Source organism: Rhodospirillales bacterium (genome assembly GCA_023898805.1).
Classification (GTDB): domain Bacteria; phylum Pseudomonadota; class Alphaproteobacteria; order Micavibrionales; family UBA1664; genus UBA6145.
On the sequence record CP060260.1, the window covers coordinates 575,507 to 593,455 of the forward strand.

Genomic DNA, 17,949 nt, shown 5'->3' on the forward strand with positions numbered 1-17,949 from the left:
TCCGAATGCCCGATACCACTATCACCGAGGTCATGGTCGTAGACGACTCTGCCGTCATCCGCGGCATGATCACGCGCATCCTCGAATCCGACCCGAATATCAAGGTGACGGCATCCGCCCAGAATGGCGAGGTCGCGCTTGGCCAGTACGAACGGCAAAAACCGGACGTCGTGATCATGGATATCGAAATGCCGGTGATGGATGGCATCACCGCGCTGGGCAAGCTGATCAAGGCGCACCCGAACGCCAAGGTGATCATGTGCTCGACCCTGACCTTGCAAAACGCCGAAATTTCGATGCGCGCGATGCAGATCGGCGCGGTCGATTACATCCCCAAACCCACCTCGTCGACCGAGATCAACTCCTCCAGCGTCTTTCACGCCCGCGTGATTGAACTGGTGCGGGCCTTCGGTAAACCGCGCGGCGCAGGTAAATCGGACCCCGTACCATCGGTCGCCCCGTCCGCCATTCCGCAAACCGTGAAATCGGAAGCCAAGGGCGGCTTCATCCTGCCGCCGACAGGCGCGAAATTCGCGCTGCGCCCGGAGCCCCCGGCAACCTGGCGTCCGCGCATTCTGGCGGTCGGGTCCTCAACCGGCGGCCCGCAAGCGCTGTTTGAATTCTTCAAGCCGCTCAAGGGAATCAAGAACGTGCCGGTGGTGATCACCCAGCACATGCCTCCCACCTTTACCGCCATTTTGGCCCAGCACATCACCCAGCAGACCGGCGTCCCCTGCGTCGAGGCCGAGGAAGGCATGCCCCTGCTGCCCGGACGCGCCCATGTCGCGCGCGGCGGCCTGCACATGCTGGTCAAAAAGAACGATCAGGGCCAGATGGTCCTGACGCTGGACGACGGCGCACCGGAAAATTTCTGCAAGCCTGCGGTCGATCCGATGCTGCGCAGCCTGATTCCCCACTATTCCCGCGACATACTTACGGTTATTCTGACAGGCATGGGCTCCGATGGTATGCTTGGGGCCAAGGCGGTGGTGGAAGCCGGCGGCTGCGCCTATGCGCAGGATCAGGCCTCCAGCGTCGTGTGGGGGATGCCGGGTGCGACCGCGATGGCGGGCATATGCGCGGCGGTCCTGCCGCTCAAGGATATCGGGGGGCACGTTGCAAGACGGGTACTGTGATGAAACCGGCTGATTTCGACATTTTCAAAAACATGCTTTACGCCAAGTCCGGGCTGGTCATCACCATGGACAAGGCGTACCTGTTGGAATCGCGACTTGCCCCGGTCATCAAGAAACACAACATCGAATCGATGGATGCGCTGGCGGCAAAGCTGCGCATGGCCCCGCCCCCGGCGCTGGTCGAAGACATCGTCGACGCGATGACGACCAACGAAACCATGTTTTTCCGCGACCAACGGCCCTTCGATAAATTCCGCGATGTGGTCGTGCCGGCGATCGTCAAGGCCAAGGGGCCGAACTGCACCATCCGCATCTGGTCCGCCGCCTGCTCGTCGGGGCAGGAACCCTATACGCTTGCGATCATGATGAAGGAAAACGCCGCCAAATGGGCAGGCGTGAAGTTTGAAATCATTGCGACCGACCTCAGCCGCGAAATCCTCGATCAGGCGCGCGCCGCGAAATACAGCCAGTTCGAGGTCCAGCGCGGCATGCCAATCATGATGCTGGTCAAATATTTCACGCAAACCGGCGAACAATGGACGGTCAAGGACGACATCAAATCGATGGTCCAGTTCAAGGCGTTCAACCTGCTTGATCCGATGGACTCGCTCGGCAATTTCGACATCATCTTCTGCCGCAACGTGCTGATCTATTTCGATCAACAGACCAAGGGCAACATCCTCGGCCGCATGGCCAAGCGCATCGCCAATCACGGCTTTCTGTTTCTGGGCGGCGCCGAAACCGTGCTGGGCATCACCGATACCTTCCGCCCGTTGGAAGGCGAACGCGGGCTTTACGTTCCGGCTTCCGCCCCGGCACAACCGCTGGGAACCACCCCTTCCGGCCAACCTGCCGCATCCCCGTCTGCTGCGTCCCCATCTGCCATACGTCCGCCGGCCACCGCGACAGGCGGCCTGAACCGGGCCTGATCCCGACTTGCCAAGGGCGCGCCATGGGCGTATGTGATGCCCATGGTCACAAAATCCTTCCCCGCTTTTCACGAACCGGTCAAACCGGTCCGCGCCCTGCTTTCCGTTTCCGATAAATCCGGCATTCTCGACCTTGCCCGCGCGCTCGACCGCCACGGCATCGAACTGGTCTCGACCGGCGGCACGCACAAGGCACTCAAGGACGCGGGCCTGCCCGTCCGGGACGTCAGCGAAATCACCGGCTTCCCCGAAATCATGGACGGCCGGGTCAAGACGCTGCACCCCGGCGTGCATGGCGGTCTGCTGGCCCGCCGCGACGACACGGCGCACAAACGGGCGATGGACGAAAACGGCATCGGCCCGATCGACATTCTGGTGGTCAACCTCTACCCGTTCGCGCAGACGGTGGCGGGCGGGGGCGATTTCTCCCTGTGCGTTGAAAACGTCGACATCGGCGGCCCCGGCATGATTCGCGCCGCGGCCAAAAACCATGACTTCGTCACCGTCCTGACCGACCCCGCGCAATACGCCGACCTGATCGCCGAACTCGACCGGCACGACGGCAAAATCAGCTATCCCACCCGCCGCGAATGCGCGGCCCGTGCCTATGCCGCGACCGCCGCCTATGACGGCGCGATCGCCGCCTGGTTTTCAGGCCAGCTGGGCGATGCATGGCCGCAGACGCTCACCGCCTCCGGCACACTCGCACAGGAACTGCGCTACGGTGAAAACCCGCATCAAAAGGCCGCGCTCTACCTCGACGGATCGAACCGCCCCGGCATCGCCACCGCGAAACAGCTTCAGGGCAAGGAGCTTTCCTACAACAACCTCAACGACACCGACGCGGCCTTTGAACTGGTCGCGGAGTTCGAGGCGCCGGCCGTCGCGATCATCAAGCACGCCAATCCCTGCGGCGTCGCCACCCACGGCTCGCTTTACGACGCCTACCGCCATGCGCTGCGCTGCGACCCGGTTTCGGCCTTCGGCGGCATCGTCGCCCTCAATCGCACGCTGGATGCGGCGACGGCCGAGGAAATCGTCAAGGTCTTCACCGAGGTGATCATCGCCCCGGCGGTGGAGGACGAGGCCGCGAAAATCATCGCCGCCAAAAAGAACCTGCGCCTGCTGGTCACCGGCGCGATGCCCGACCCCGCCGCCGCGCGCCGCACCCTGCGCCCGATCGCGGGCGGCTTCCTGCTTCAGGATGCCGACAATGGCCGCATCGCGCGCGAAGATCTGCGCGTCGTCACCAAGCGCGCCCCGGACAAGCGCGAAATGGACGATCTGGTCTTTGCCTTCCGCGTCGCCAAGCACGTCAAGTCGAACGCCATCGTCTACGCCAAAAACAGCGCCACCGTCGGCATCGGCGCGGGACAAATGAGCCGTGTCGACTCTTCCCGCATCGCCGCGTGGAAGGCTGCCGAGGCCGCGAAGGCCGAAGGCCTGCCCGAACCCCTGACCCATGGCGCGGTGGTCGCCTCCGACGCCTTCTTCCCCTTCGCCGACGGCCTGATCGCCGCCGCCGAGGCGGGCGTAACCGCCATCATCCAGCCCGGCGGTTCTGTGCGGGATGAAGAGGTCATCGCCGCCGCCGACGAACGCGGCCTAGCCATGGTTTTCACCGGAATGCGCCACTTCCGGCATTGATTTCCATAATTTTAAAGCTTTATTAACCCCCTTATGGCCTAATGGCACGTAAGGAAATTTGAGGATTCACCCCCATCGGGTGTAGACTTGGGATTATGCAGGCATCGCCTTTTCCATCCGCGCCGATCGCAGGCGCAAGGGCCACGGATCCGGACACGGATATGGTGGTTGAATTGTTTATCGGCAACGGCGCCGAAGTCTGCGTTTTCCATGACCGGCCGTTTTCAAAGACCGTTTCATGGCTGGAATACGACACCGCCAACAGCAAGGTCGATTTCGTGATGGAGGATGGCGACATCCGCAATTTCGGCATCGCCGTCGACCGCAAATTGCGGGCCTATTTCCTGAACACCCATCTGGTCAGCATGATCCAGATGAATCCGGTTACAAAAAAAGTGGAAAACGGGGTCGATCTGCCCCTGATCGTCCACGCGGCATAAGGGAGGAATATATGGATAAATTTTCAAAATTGGCAGGACAGAAATTATCCGGCGAGGGTTTTGTGCAATCGTTCTCCAACGCTGCCGCATCAGGCGCCAAACGTGACGCTGGCTTCGCGCCAAGCCAGCCAAGTCCCGCCTTGGGCATGACCTTGCGTAACGGATAACTGCTTAAACCTTGAATTGCCGCCCGGAAGGCCTTAAAACCTGCCGGGCGTTTTGCTTTTCAGGGGTGTCTTTGTGGTTGCTCAATCCCATATCCGTAACTTTTCGATCATTGCCCATATCGACCATGGGAAATCGACTCTAGCCGACCGCCTGATCCAGACCTGCGGTGGGCTGGAGCTGCGCGAGATGACCGAACAGGTCCTCGACAACATGGACATCGAAAAGGAACGCGGCATCACCATCAAGGCCCAGACCGTGCGCCTGAATTACAAGGCCCGGAACGGCGAAATGTACCAGTTGAACCTGATGGACACGCCGGGCCATGTGGACTTTTCCTACGAAGTCTCGCGCTCGCTCGCCGCGTGCGAGGGCGCGTTGCTGATCGTCGACTCGACCCAAGGGGTCGAGGCGCAGACGCTGGCCAACGTCTATCAGGCCATCGACAACAATCTTGAAATCCTGCCCGTGATCAACAAGATCGACCTGCCCGCCGCCGACGTCGAGGCGGTAAAAAAACAGGTCGAGGACGTGATCGGCATTTCCACGCACAACGCGGTGGAGGTATCGGGCAAGACCGGCATCAACATCGACCGCCTGCTTGAGGCGATCACGACCGACCTGCCCGCGCCCAAGGGCGACCCGGACGCGCCGTTGAAGGCCCTGCTGGTCGATAGCTGGTACGACGCCTATCTTGGCGTGGTCATCCTGATCCGCGTTTTCGACGGCACGCTTAAAAAGGGCATGAAGATCCGCTTCATGAACACCGGATCGGTCAAGGATGTCGAGCGTGTCGGCATCTTTACGCCCAAGCATGTGATGGTGAACGAACTCAAACCCGGCGAAATGGGATTCATCACCGCCGCGATCAAGACGATTTCCGACACCAAGGTCGGCGACACCATCACCGACGAACGCAATCAGGCCCCCGCCCCCCTGCCCGGCTTCAAACCGTCGATCCCGATGGTGTTCTGCTCGCTCTTCCCGGCCGACGCCTCAAGCTTTGAACATCTGCGCGACTCGCTGGGCAAGCTCGCCCTCAACGATGCCTCCCTGCACTACGAACCCGAAAACTCGCAGGCGCTGGGCCTCGGTTTCCGCTGCGGCTTTTTAGGGCTGTTGCATATGGAGATCATTCAAGAGCGCCTGCACCGCGAATTCGACCTCGACCTCATTCCCACCGCACCCTCGGTCGTTTATAAAATCCACCTGACCAACGGTGAATCGATCGAACTGTACAACCCCGTCGACATGCCCGATGTGGTGCGTATCAAATCGATCGAGGAACCGATCATCAAGGCGACGATTCTGGTGCCCGACGAATATCTCGGCGGCATCCTCCAACTGTGTCAGGAACGACGCGGCGAACAGATCGAACTGACCTATGCCGGTTCCCGCGCGATGCTGGTCTATCGCCTGCCGCTGAACGAAGTCGTGTTCGATTTCTACGACCGGCTCAAATCCATCTCGCGCGGTTATGCGTCCTTCGACTACGCCCTCGACGGCTTCCGCGAGGATGATCTGGTGAAGATGGACATTCTGGTCAATCAGGAACCTGTCGACGCGCTGGCCATGATCGTCCACCGCGAACAGGCCGAACGCCGCGGGCGGCAGCTTTGCGAACGCCTCAAGACCTTGATCCCGCGCCAACTGATCAAGGTCGCGATTCAGGCCGCGATCGGTGGCAAGATCATCGCGCGCGAGGACATTTCGGCCCTGAAAAAAGACGTGCTGGCCAAATGCTATGGCGGCGACATCACGCGCAAACGCAAACTTCTCGACAAACAGAAGGAAGGCAAGAAGAAGATGCAGCAATACGGTTCCGTCGACATTCCCCAGACCGCCTTCATCGAGGCCCTGCGCATGGGCAACGACAAATAAACCCAGACCTGGAAATTGGCCATAAAACAAAAAAATAGCGTTATCCCGTTGAAACCATTATAAAAGAGCGCCTGACCACCAATCAGGCGTTTTTATTTACATAAAAAATTAATAAAATTTGAGTAAAATTGTATTAAGTACCTGAAAATAAACAAGAAAATTAACCTTATATTCAGCGGCCGGGCGTACTGTGAAATGAACAAGAAAACAAAATTTCGCAGGGACGCCACAATGCACTACACGCCGGCAAAGCCGCTTGAAACCTACACCGATCTGCCGATCGAACAGCTTTACCGCCACGCGGTCGAGGGCTTTAAGCAAAATTACAAGGAACTCGCGGCCCTGCCGCCCGAACCCGGCCAGAAAGGCCAGATGCCGGGTCTGGAGGTCATGCTGCGCGACGCGGGCGTGATCATGCACGACGATTATTCATTCTTCATTCAGGGCGCGATGGGCAAGGTCGCCGGCGACACGCTCGCCCACTCTTTTGGCATGGCGGCCGACGGCGCGGCTTCGACAGCGCTCGACATCGCCTCGGGCATGGCTGCGGATATGCTGGATCAGGACAAGGAAAAGAAAGCCGACCGCCCGGCCTTCAAGCGTAAAGACGACGCCAAATCCAAAAGCGTCTTCGACGCGCGCAAGGCCCCCGTCGTCGCCCCGCGCCGCCGCCCGATGATGGGCGCGACCTCGATCCTGCGCGCCTCCGCCGCGCGCGGCAATGCCCGCAACAATACGAAATCCGCCGCCAAATCTTTGGCCCTGCGCGGCATCGATCCGGCCACCCGCCGCAAGAACATCAAACTGGAAATGCAGCAACAGCGTCAGGACATCGGCACGCTGGTCGCCCTGCTGTCCTGCGGCTACGCCTATGCCCGCCGCGTCTCGGCCTATGACAAGAACGGTAATCAGGTCTCGATGCTGGTCGGCGCCGAAGGCAAGCCGGTTATGGCCAACACCGCCAAAACCAAGACCGCCGCGCCCGACCAGATGGCATCCCCCGCCCAGCGCCGCCCTGCCGCGCCGGGCATGAAATTCGCCGCCTGACCGTATCCCCGCCGCGCGCGTAATCGGCGTTTCTAAACCGCCACGATTTTGCTAGCGTGGATGTTGCATGTTTTTGCTCAACACCACCCTTTTGCGTGAAAAATTCACGGTCCACGAAGACCGGGGCAGCGCCCCGATGGTCGCGCAGGGCAACCGCATTTTCCTGCCGCTGATCAGCAAAAGCGGCCAGCATACGGAACGGATGGTCGTGCGCGGCCATAACATGCACACCACCTTGCGCATGGCGGCGATGATCGTGCGCACCTTTTACCGCGACGGCCCGGTGACGACGCGCTCCCCGTCCTATCCGTGGGGGCCGAACTGGCTTGCCACGGTGCCGGACTATGAAACCGAAACCAACCCCAATTCATGGGTCGCGGTCTATCAGGGCGGGCGCTGCATATACAAAAACGGCGCCTATCACCCCTTCATGGACGTAATCGAACAATGCGACGCCCGCAACCGCGACGAATACGACCGCGCGGTCAAAATCGCCGAGGATGCCTTCAACATGGCCGGGCGCGGCGTCACCATCGACCACAACACCACCATCGCCATGGTGATCGGCGCGATGGCCGAAAGCGCGCGCGTGGGGCTGATCTATCGCAACCCGCGCCGCTCGACGACATTCAATTTCACCGCCGAATCCAAGGGTTCGATTTTCACCAAAAGCGCCGCGATGCCCGAACCGCATCAATGCCTGCTTGTCGCGGCGGCGTGGCTGGAACTGGTGCAGCTTGCGGTCACCGTCGGCTTTTTTCAGGCCAAACGCGGCACCACCCTGACCGAAGCCCCGGGGATGGAGGCGGCCCAGCGCCGCCTTGGCCGCCTGAACGCCGAAATCACGCAGTTCGAGGAAAGCTTTAACACCCGCTATCGCCCGGAACGCCCGGATATGCTGGACCTGATCGACGAAGCCGCCGCCTTCGCCCGCGGCGACTTCCAGCCGGTGGAGTGACCGCCATGCGCCTTGCTCTTTTTATAATTGCGCTGGCGCTCGTCACAACACCCGCACAGGCGCAGGATTTCAAAAACCCCGCCGCCGCCGAAGCCGCATCCGAAAACGTCATCGGCACCATCCTTGCGGTCGACGGTCTGGCCACCGTCAATATTTTCGGCCGGCCGAAACCGGCGCTGGCCAAGCCGTCTATGGCGCTCCATCCGCAGGATCTGGTGACCACCGGCCCGCGTGCGCGGGTCTTCGTCCAGATGATCGACGACACGCAATTCACTCTTGGCGAAAACACACAGTGGGAACCGGTCGATTTTGCCTTCGCGGGCCAAAACGACCGCCGCGACACCGCGTCCTACAAGGTAACCAAGGGCAGCATCGCCTATCAATCCGGTCTGATGGGCCAAAACGACAACGCGCATATCCGCATCGAAATCCTTTATGGCACGCTGGCCGTGCAGGGTGGGGCGTTCTGGGCTGGCATGGTGAATGGCGAATACGGCGTACTTGACCGCGCAGGCCGCGTTGCCGTCGATACCGGCGGCGGCCGCGCCCGCCTGGTCGAAGGACAGGGCACAATACTGCACGCCAAGGGTCAGGCGCCCGGCCCGGTTTCAACATGGGACGAACCGCGCGCCCTTGCCGCCTTTGCCACCACCACGCTGCGCAACCCGGCGATCGTCGACACGCTGGTCAAAGGCAACGCCAAAAACGTCGAAGCCCTGCGCGAGGCGCATGCCGCCGCAATCGCCAGCCGCCCGGAAAGGCCGGACACGAAATCCGCTGTGGTGACAAAACCCGAAACGACGGATTCCAAAACCGCAGCGCCGCGTGAAATACCGGACGCGATGAAAGCGGTCAAACCCGCGCCGCTGGCCAAATCCAGCGAAACCGAGGCGGAAAAACCGTCCACGCCCACCAAGGCGGACACGTCCAAAACCGCAGGAAGCTACACCCCGGCCCAACCTTTGGCCGTCTCCAAACCGCGCCCGCCCGCACCCGATGAACCACGCGTGCCGGACGCCCCGAAAACCCTACCCAAACATTTCGACACCACCGATATGACGATGCCGGACATGGGCACGAACACCGTGCCGGGCTTCGCCACAGTGGGCGCGGGCGCATTCGGACGCGGCGAAACCGGAAACACGGACGCGGACAACAAGGATAAAAACGTGGTCCACGCCACGCCGATGCGCCCGGATACCGAAGAAACGGCACAACCCAGATAAAAAACAGGCGGGCCGCCGAAAAACGGCAACCCGCCTACCCTCTTGCACACCACACCAAGCGAAGCGTTACCGTGCCTGCGCAGATTTGGCGTGGTGCCACGGTTCGGCCGTATCGATCATATGTTTGATCTTGGCCAGAATGTCGTCGTGATGCGCCTTGCGGCTGTTCTCGTCGGCGGACAAAAGCGACGACAGCTCCTTCATATCCAGACCCATCGTATCGATCGCGGGGTCCGTCGCGCCAGGATTGGCTTTCTTGAACGCATCAAGCTGCGCGCGTGCGTTTTTCAAACTGTATTGCGCGGCCTGATCGTGCCCACCGTTCAGGAAAGTCTGGGTCAGGACAAGATTGTCGTACACGGTCCAAAGCGGATCGACCAGAACCTCCTGCTCGCTCACCGCGCCGTTGAACGCGCCGTCCATCGCTTTTGAAGCGGCGGCCAGATCGCCCTTCGCGGCCAGTTCCGACGCCTGGTCGATCGCCGCCGAAACCGAAGCGATGTTCAGGTCCAGATGCGTATGCACCACCGCCGCATCGGTCACGTCGATCCCTTTTGCCTTGCCGTCCTTGACCTTGCCGGCCAGTTGATCGACGACCATAAAATCGTCCGCGGCGGGCACCAGATAATCATGCGTTACGTCGCTTGCCTGCACGGTGATCTTGCCGCTGCGCATTGTTTCGACCGTATCTGCGCTCGGCGCGGCGGCCAGAATCTGGCGCGCCTCGTTTTGCGCTTCCTTCAAGATCATGCGCGCATCCGTTCCGTCCGAAAGGTCCAGCGCGACCCGCGCCATCACCATCCGCGTCATCAGGGATTGCGCCTGCATCTCTGGCGTCTGCGCATTTTGCAACGCGCTGCGCGCGGGCGGCGTGGGCGCGGCGGCGTTGCCGCCTTCGGCGGCATAGGCGGCGGCAACACCGCCACAAAGATAGGTCCCGGCCATCAGGGCGACAATCAAATTTCTATGAAGCGTTTTCATCTCAAATCTCCTTAAAAATGTGCAAGAAAGAACGAAGGACGAAGAAAAGAGCCGCAAAAAACTCAACAGATCGTCACCCGTCATGCCTTTACGTTCAAAGACATGAACGGCGATATGGGTATCCCGTGTAACAAAATCCCCACGAGAGCAGGGAAAAATCCGTACAATCCTGTGACCGAAATGTGACGCGGGCGGCACATGGCCGCCCGCGCAAATACTTTTGAAAAGCGCCCGCGCCTATCCCGCCAGACTGCGCAGAACGTAAGGCAGAATGCCGCCGTTGCGGAAATATTCGACCTCGTCCAGCGTGTCGATCCGGCACAGCAGCATCACGCTATCGGTCTTGCCGTCGGCGCGTGTGATGGTCAACGTCACGTCCATGCGCGGCGTGATGCCGCCCGCGACGCCGGTGACGTCGAAGGTTTCGCTGCCGTCGATTTTCAGATCCGCGCGCGTCATCCCGCCCTTGAATTGCAGCGGCAACACGCCCATGCCGACAAGGTTGGAACGGTGGATGCGCTCGAAACTTTCGGCGATCACCGCCTTGACGCCCAGAAGGTTGGTGCCCTTGGCCGCCCAGTCGCGCGACGATCCGGTGCCGTATTCCTTGCCCGCGACCACGACCAGCGGCGTACCCGCCGCCTTGTATTTCATCGCGGCGTCGTAAATCGGCATTACCTCGCCCTCGTACTTGGTGACCCCGCCCTCGGTGCCCGGCACCAGTTCGTTCTTGATGCGGATATTGGCGAAGGTGCCGCGCATCATCACCTCGTGATGCCCGCGCCGCGCGCCGTAACTGTTGAAATCCGCGGGCTGCACGCCGTGCGCGATCAGGTACTTACCGGCAGGGCTGTCCTTTTTGATCGACCCGGCGGGGCTGATATGGTCGGTCGTGATCGAATCCCCGAACACCGCCATCGCCCGCGCGCCGCGCACATCGGCGAACGCGCCCGGCGTTTTCGGCATGTCCACGAAATAGGGCGGATTGGCGACATAGGTCGATGCCGCGTCCCATTGATAGGTCTGTCCATCCGCGCCCGAAATCGCCTGCCATTCCTTGGTGCCCTTGAACACGTCGGCATAGCGCGACTTGAACATTTCCGGCGTCAGCGCCTTTTGCACCGCCGCCGCCACCTCGGCATTGGTCGGCCAGATATCCTTCAGGAAAACGTCCTTGCCGTTTTTATCCTTCCCGATCGCGTCCTTCGTGACGTCGATCAGCATGCTGCCCGCCAGCGCGTAAACCACGCACAGCGGCGGCGAGGCCAGATAATTCGATTTGACGTGCGGGTTGACGCGACCCTCGAAATTGCGGTTGCCTGACAGCACCGAACACACGTTCAGGTCGCCTTCCGTGACGGCGGCGGCGATCGCATCCGGCAGCGGCCCGGAATTGCCGATACAGGTGGTACAGCCATAACCCACAAGGTTAAATCCAAGCGCGTCGAGATCCGCTTGCACCCCGGCCTTGGCCAGATAATCGGTGACGACCTGCGATCCCGGCGCAAGGCTGGTCTTGACCCACGGTTTGACCGTCATGCCCAGAGCGTTGGCCTTTTGCGCGACCAGCCCCGCGGCGATCATCACCGACGGGTTCGACGTGTTGGTGCATGACGTAATGGCGGCGATCGCCACATGCCCGTCGCGCATCGCGTAATCCGTACCCTTGACCGCGACTTCGGACGTCTTGCCGTGCACGGCTTCCAGATGTTTTTTGAATTCCGGCGCGGCAACGGACAACGGCACGCGGTCCTGCGGACGCTTGGGCCCCGCCAGCGACGGTTCGACCGTCCCCATGTCCAGTTCCAGCGTGTCGGTAAACACGGGGTCGGGCGACCCGGCCTCGCGCCACATACCCTGTGCCTTGGCATACGCCCGCACCAGCGCGACACGCTGGGCATCGCGGCACGAAAATTCCAGATAGCGGCAGGTTTCTTCGTCGACCGGGAAAAACCCGCAGGTCGCGCCGTATTCCGGCGCCATGTTGGCGATGGTCGCGCGATCCGCCAGCGCCATGTGATCGAGCCCGTCGCCGTAAAATTCGACGAACTTGCCCACCACGCCCTTCTTGCGCAGCATCTGCGTGACGGTCAACACAAGGTCGGTCGCGGTCGTGCCTTCCTTTGGTTTGCCCGTCAGCTTGAATCCGATCACTTCCGGAATCAGCATCGACACGGGCTGGCCCAGCATCGCGGCCTCGGCCTCGATCCCGCCGACGCCCCAGCCAAGCACGGCAAGCCCGTTGATCATCGTGGTGTGGGAATCGGTGCCGACCAGCGTATCGGGATAGGCGACCATGCGCGCCTTGTCTGCATCAGTGTCTGCATCGGTGTCTGCATCGTCCGCATCCACCCATACGGTCTGCGCCAGATATTCGAGGTTCACCTGATGGCAGATGCCGGTGCCGGGTGGCACGACGCGGAAATTGCGAAACGCCTTCTGGCCCCATTTCAGGAATTTGTAACGTTCAAGATTGCGCGCGAATTCCAGATCGACGTTTTTCTGGAACGCGCTGGGCGAACCGAATTCGTCGACCATCACCGAGTGGTCGATCACAAGGTCCACGGCCGAAAGCGGATTGATCTTCTGCGCGTCGCCGCCAAGGGCGACCATCGCCTCGCGCATCGCGGCCAGATCGACCACGGCGGGGACGCCGGTAAAATCCTGCATCAACACGCGCGCGGGACGATAGGCGATCTCGTGCTCGCTCTTGCCCAACGTGCTCAGCCATGTCTTGAACGCCTCCACGTCCTCGACGCTGACCGAGCGCCCGTCCTCGTTGCGCAACATGTTTTCCAAAAGCACTTTGAGCGAATATGGCAGCCGGCTGACATCGCCCAGCTTTTCCGCCGCGGCCTGCAGCGAGAAATAGTCGTATTTCATGCCGTTGACATCAAGCGTGCGGCGGGTTTGAAGCGTATCGAGTCCGGTGCGGGCCATGGCGAAAACCTTTGAAAAAAGAATACGGAAAAACTGGGCGGCAACGCCCGAAAACAAGCGTACCATGCCCGCGCGAAAGATAAAGCCGGGTTAACGACCGCCAGATGCTGGAAATTAAAGCCCCGAAGGCCCCAAAAGCCCGGAAGGATTGATCGTCATGACCGTCCCGCCTTGATAAAGCCGGTCGATGGCCCCGGCATCGTCCCTGATTTTCGCGATCACGGCCGCACGGCGCCAATGCGCCGCTAAATAGGTATCGCGATCGCGGATAAAGCGGTTGATCTCGGCCAGCGTTTTAAAATCTTCCGGCCCGGGCAACAGAATATCCCGAATGCCCCGCCTTAATGCGTAATACCGCACGGCATTAAGGGGCTTGACCGCGACCTCCGCCACCGACCGGAAGCGGCGCAGCCGGACCTGCCGCATTTTGCCCAGCGTGTCCCGGCATTCATCTTTGATCGCGCCGCGCCGCTCCACGTCTTTTTCGCGGCGCGCGGCGCACCATTGCGCCCGAAGCTTGCTGTGCAACTGGTCGTATTGTTCCTCCCAATGCGGGTCATGGCACAGGAAAACCGGCACTTCGGCAGGCTTGGTCAGAACAGGCACGTTTTGGTCCCAGACGTTTATCGTTTTTTGTAATCAAAACAAAAGCCGCTTTCGCACGTCAACGAATTTTTATTTTCATCGAACCGCCGCTGTTTTAGGCTTCAAACATGACCGCCTCCCGTTTTCGCATCCTTGCCTTCGCGCTCGCGCTGGCTTTCGCCGCCATCGTGCTGGCCGCGCTGTATGCGCGCCAACCCGCGCGCATGGACGGCCCCGTCCCGGATTCCGGACGCATCGCCGACATGTCCGCGCAGGATACGCGGCAGGCCGACCTTGATCAGGAAGCGGCATTCACCCGCGCGCTGGCGCAAAAACCGGACGACGCCGAAACCATGATTCGGCTGGCCGCGCTGCGCGTCGTTCTGGAACGCGACGTCAAAGAAACCCTGAAACTGCTGGACCGCGCGGAAAAACGGCTTCCCGGCGACCGGCGCATCAAAATCGTCCGCTCGATGGCGCAACTGCCCGCGCCAGATCAAGCCGCACATTAAGACACGCCCCGGTAAACGAAGTGATTACTGCCCGCCCTTCGGGCATTGCGCGGCGATGCGATCATATTCGGCTTTGGAATCCAGCGCCTGCTGCCGCGCCACGCGCGCGGCATACATCTGGTCCATCGCGGCCTTGATCTGGCCTTCGACATATTTCGACATTTTGGTCTTGAAATCCTCGCCCGTTTCGCTCGGCTTGGGACCGACCATGCCGACCTTTTGCACCGCCTGCGCCGCCGCGGCGCGGATCGTGTCCAGATATGCCTCGATCACGCCCCGGTCGATGGCGACGTGTTTTGATTCGTGTTCAAGGATCGCGACGTATTCGCACGTTCCCTTGGGGTGTTCGCTCGCGATCTGGATGGTCGGGTCCATGACGATGTCGACACTCACCCGGTTGATCCATAAACAGGTCAGGCTTTGCGCCGGGAACCGCACGCTCGAAATTTCGGTCGACGACTGAAAGCTGATCTTGCCCGACATCAACCCGCCCACGTCGGTCGCCACATGCACGCCGTACGGGTTTTTGGTGTCGATGTGGTGCGCGGCCAGTTCGGCCTCGGACTGGCTGATGTCGTATTTGATCGGCTCGCTGCGCCAATGCACGTCGACTTGCGCGCTTTTCTGGGCCGGACAGGCAACAGGCGCGTTCGCGCCCGCGCTGACGAATTGCGCCGGACCCGGATGCGACGCCGCCAGATGCGCGGCCAGAATCAGTTCAAAACCGGTCATTTTGCTCTATGAAACCCCTTTTGGCCCCTCTATACCAGTTTCCGGGCATTTTGCTAAAATCTGGTTTATGCTACCGCGCTTCGCGGTATTTTGATACGGAGGTTTCACGTCATGGCGCTTATCGGGTCCCTGCTTATCCTCGCCCTTCAGATCTACACCTTCATCATCATCGCGCAGGTGGTGATCAGCTGGCTGATCGCCTTCGGCGTCCTCAATACCGCGAATCCGCAGGCCGCGCGCCTCGTCTCCGCCCTCTCGCGCGCGACCGAGCCGGTAATGGGCGCGGTGCGCCGTTACGTGCCGCCGATCGGCGGCATCGACATCACGCCGATCATCGTCATCTTCGCGATCACGCTGCTTGAACGCGTGGTTGGCATGGTCTTCTATTACTAACAACGGGTTCGCGTCATGACCGCCAGCGCCACCATCATCGACGGAAAATCCATCGCCGCCGGACTTCGCAAATCCATCGCGGACAACGTCGCGGGCATGGAAGCCAAACCCGGCCTTGCGGTCATTCTGGTGGGGGACGACCCCGCCTCGCACGTCTATGTGAAAAACAAGGTGAAGGCGACGCAAGAGGTGGGCATGCGCTCCATCGAATGCCGCCTGCCCGCCGGGGCCACGCGCGACGAAATCGCCCTTCTGATCGACACCCTTAACCAAGACGAAAAGGTGCAGGGCATCCTTTTGCAACTGCCTTTGCCCGCGCATCTTGACTCCGATCCGTTGATCCAGCGCATCGCGCCGGAAAAGGACGTGGATGGACTGACTTTCGTCAACGCCGGAAAGCTGGTGGCGGGCGACGGCAGCGGCCTTGTGCCCTGCACGCCGCAAGGCGCGCTGCGCTTGATCAAAACCGTAAAACGGGACCTGACGGGCCTGAACGCCGTCGTCATCGGCCGCTCGCTTTTGTTCGGCAAACCGATGGCGCAATTACTGCTGGCCGAAAACTGCACGGTCACGACCGCGCACTCCAAAACGAAAAACCTGCCTGAACTCTGCCGCACCGCCGACATTCTGGTGGCCGCGGTCGGCCGCGCGGAAATGGTAAAGGGCGATTGGGTGAAACCGGGCGCAATCGTGATCGACGTCGGCATCAACCGCATGGATGACGGCAAACTGAAAGGCGATGTCGATTTCGCCGCGGCCTCGCAAGTGGCGGGGGCCATTACGCCCGTGCCGGGCGGCGTCGGCCCCATGACCATCGCCTGCCTTCTGGCCAACACCCTCAAGGCCGCGAAAAGCGGCGATTAACCCGCGGCGGCGGTGAAGCCGTCTTTCCCGTCGAAACTATACAGATTCTCGGTCTTGACCGCGGCAATGCCCGCGGCGTCGAGTTTTTGCAACGTTTCGACCAGCTTGGCCGTATCGCACGCGCCAAGGATGCGCGCGCACCAATGGTCGGTGCAAAACGTCCCGTCCGACCCGTTGGGCCAGCATTTGACTCCGCGGTTGGAGAGCAGCGACAAATCGAGCCCCGCCGCCAGCGCCGGTTTCACCTTTTCGGCCAGCGCATCCGCCTTGCCGTTGAATTCGATGAAGGCGTCGACGCCGATCCATTCCTTTTTGGCGGGCGGTACCACCGCAAGCGGCGGAATCTTGATTCCGCCCTGCCCGTCGGGATAGGTCACGGCCTTCATTTCGACCGGCTTCTTGCCCAGCCGCGCGATCACCGCGTCGGTGAATTCGCGCGTGCCTACGCGTTTTTTCGACGTGCCCTCGCGATAGATATCGCCGGTATGAATCCCGTCCTCGATGGTCTTGAGCCATGCATTGTGCACGTCCTCCGCCACCTTGCCGCAGCCGATATGCGTCAGCATCATGATCGCGCCCAAAAGCAGGCCCGACGGATTGGCGATGCCGCGCCCGGCGATATCCGGCGCGGTGCCGTGCATGGCTTCGAACATCGCGCAATGTTCGCCGATATTGGCCGAAATACCCAAACCAACCGAACCCGTCACCTCCGCCGCGATGTCGGAAATGATGTCGCCGTAAAGGTTTTCGGTGACGATGACGTCGAAATCCTGCGGCCGCGCGGCGATGCGCGCCGCGCCGATATCGATGATATAACGGTCGTTCTGAATATCCGGGTAATCCTTCGCCACCGCCTCGAACACCTGATAGAAAAGCCCGTCCACCATTTTCATGATGTTGTCCTTGACCATCGCGGTGACCTTTTTGCGCCCGTTCGCGCGCGCGTATTCAAAGGCATAGCGGATGATGCGTTCGCACCCCGGACGGGAAATCAGCTTCAGCGCCTGACATACCTGCTGCGTCTGGCGGTGCTCGATTCCGGCGTAAAGGTCTTCCTCGTTCTCGCGCACCACCACCAGATCCATGGTTTTGTGCAGCGCTTCGATATACGGATGATAGGATTGGCAGGGACGCACATTGGCGTAAAGCGACATCAGCTTGCGGATGGTGACGTTGAGGGATTTATACCCCCCGCCCGACGGCGTGAAGATCGGCGCCTTGAGCAGGACGCCCGTCGCGCGGATCGCCTCGATCGAGGCGGGTTCGATTCCGGTCATCACCCCGCGCTCGAACAGTTTTTGCCCGACTTCGATGGTCGTGACCTCCAGCGGCGCGCCGGCGGCGTTCAGTATATCAAGCGTGGCCGCCATGATTTCGGGGCCGATGCCGTCGCCATGCGCGACCGTGATGGGAATCTTCTTCATTTCGATAATCCTTTTGACGCCGCGGAATGCAAGCGGGACGAGCAAAGCACAGTATATCCTAACAATCCCCTAAGAACAGGCCCACGATG

Annotated in this window: 16 protein-coding genes; 11 read left to right on the top strand and 5 right to left on the bottom strand. The window is 60.9% G+C overall.

All coding sequences use genetic code 11. From position 1 onward, the window contains the following. Nucleotides 1-32 precede the first annotated feature (32 nt). The 8 genes from H6866_02850 to H6866_02885 all read left to right on the top strand — a co-directional run bounded on the left by H6866_02850 (nucleotide 33) and on the right by H6866_02885 (nucleotide 9,429). Entirely contained in the window at nucleotides 33-1,136 is a 1,104-nt protein-coding gene (locus H6866_02850) for a chemotaxis response regulator protein-glutamate methylesterase (protein USO08569.1), read from the top strand. Next, complete coding sequence (locus tag H6866_02855; GenBank protein ID USO08171.1) at nucleotides 1,136-2,065, top strand: protein-glutamate O-methyltransferase CheR; 930 nt, start codon at nucleotides 1,136-1,138, stop codon at nucleotides 2,063-2,065. Before H6866_02850 ends, H6866_02855 begins: the two co-directional genes overlap by 1 nt. Nucleotides 2,066-2,107: 42 nt before the next feature. Further along, a complete protein-coding gene (purH, locus tag H6866_02860; protein ID USO08570.1) occupies nucleotides 2,108-3,712 on the top strand; it encodes a bifunctional phosphoribosylaminoimidazolecarboxamide formyltransferase/IMP cyclohydrolase in 1,605 nt (534 codons plus the stop codon). A 95-nt stretch (nucleotides 3,713-3,807) separates the two neighbouring features. Then, complete coding sequence (locus H6866_02865; GenBank protein ID USO08172.1) at nucleotides 3,808-4,152, top strand: hypothetical protein; 345 nt, start codon at nucleotides 3,808-3,810, stop codon at nucleotides 4,150-4,152. A gap of 240 nt (nucleotides 4,153-4,392) precedes the next feature. Continuing rightward, nucleotides 4,393-6,198, top strand: a complete 1,806-nt coding sequence (gene lepA, locus H6866_02870) for an elongation factor 4 (GenBank protein USO08173.1) — start codon at nucleotides 4,393-4,395, stop codon at nucleotides 6,196-6,198. Nucleotides 6,199-6,429: 231 nt separating this feature from the next. Further along, a complete protein-coding gene (locus tag H6866_02875) occupies nucleotides 6,430-7,245 on the top strand; it encodes a hypothetical protein (GenBank protein ID USO08174.1) in 816 nt (271 codons plus the stop codon). Nucleotides 7,246-7,312: 67 nt separating this feature from the next. Beyond that, entirely contained in the window at nucleotides 7,313-8,203 is an 891-nt protein-coding gene (locus H6866_02880) for a hypothetical protein (GenBank protein ID USO08175.1), read from the top strand. A 5-nt stretch (nucleotides 8,204-8,208) separates the two neighbouring features. Continuing rightward, entirely contained in the window at nucleotides 8,209-9,429 is a 1,221-nt protein-coding gene (locus H6866_02885; protein USO08176.1) for a hypothetical protein, read from the top strand. Nucleotides 9,430-9,495: 66 nt separating this feature from the next. On the opposite strand, the gene H6866_02890 is transcribed toward H6866_02885, so the two are convergent. The 3 genes from H6866_02890 to H6866_02900 form a co-directional block, all read right to left on the bottom strand. Then, nucleotides 9,496-10,410, bottom strand: a complete 915-nt coding sequence (locus H6866_02890) for a YfdX family protein (protein USO08177.1) — start codon at nucleotides 10,408-10,410, stop codon at nucleotides 9,496-9,498. Between the two features lie 237 nt (nucleotides 10,411-10,647). Beyond that, nucleotides 10,648-13,350: an aconitate hydratase AcnA gene (gene acnA / locus H6866_02895; GenBank protein ID USO08178.1), complete on the bottom strand. Its 2,703-nt coding sequence runs from the start codon at nucleotides 13,348-13,350 to the stop codon at nucleotides 10,648-10,650. Between the two features lie 114 nt (nucleotides 13,351-13,464). Continuing rightward, complete coding sequence (locus H6866_02900) at nucleotides 13,465-13,956, bottom strand: hypothetical protein (GenBank protein USO08179.1); 492 nt, start codon at nucleotides 13,954-13,956, stop codon at nucleotides 13,465-13,467. A gap of 107 nt (nucleotides 13,957-14,063) precedes the next feature. Between H6866_02900 and H6866_02905 the strand changes: the two genes are divergently transcribed. Beyond that, nucleotides 14,064-14,447, top strand: a complete 384-nt coding sequence (locus tag H6866_02905) for a hypothetical protein (protein USO08180.1) — start codon at nucleotides 14,064-14,066, stop codon at nucleotides 14,445-14,447. Between the two features lie 24 nt (nucleotides 14,448-14,471). Here the strand turns inward: H6866_02905 and H6866_02910 are convergent, their stop codons facing one another. Beyond that, on the bottom strand, nucleotides 14,472-15,179 hold the full coding sequence (locus H6866_02910) for a hypothetical protein (protein USO08181.1): 708 nt from the start codon (nucleotides 15,177-15,179) through the stop codon (nucleotides 14,472-14,474). A gap of 111 nt (nucleotides 15,180-15,290) precedes the next feature. Here H6866_02910 and H6866_02915 point away from each other — a divergent pair, with 111 nt between their 5' ends. Next, nucleotides 15,291-15,572 carry a YggT family protein gene (locus tag H6866_02915; GenBank protein USO08182.1) on the top strand — a complete coding sequence of 94 codons (282 nt, stop codon included), beginning with the start codon at nucleotides 15,291-15,293 and terminating at the stop codon, nucleotides 15,570-15,572. Nucleotides 15,573-15,587: 15 nt separating this feature from the next. Next, on the top strand, nucleotides 15,588-16,436 hold the full coding sequence (gene folD / locus H6866_02920) for a bifunctional methylenetetrahydrofolate dehydrogenase/methenyltetrahydrofolate cyclohydrolase FolD (protein USO08183.1): 849 nt from the start codon (nucleotides 15,588-15,590) through the stop codon (nucleotides 16,434-16,436). On the opposite strand, the gene H6866_02925 is transcribed toward folD, so the two are convergent. Continuing rightward, a complete protein-coding gene (locus H6866_02925) occupies nucleotides 16,433-17,860 on the bottom strand; it encodes an NADP-dependent isocitrate dehydrogenase (protein USO08184.1) in 1,428 nt (475 codons plus the stop codon). The genes folD and H6866_02925 overlap by 4 nt on opposite strands. Nucleotides 17,861-17,949: the final 89 nt, after the last annotated feature.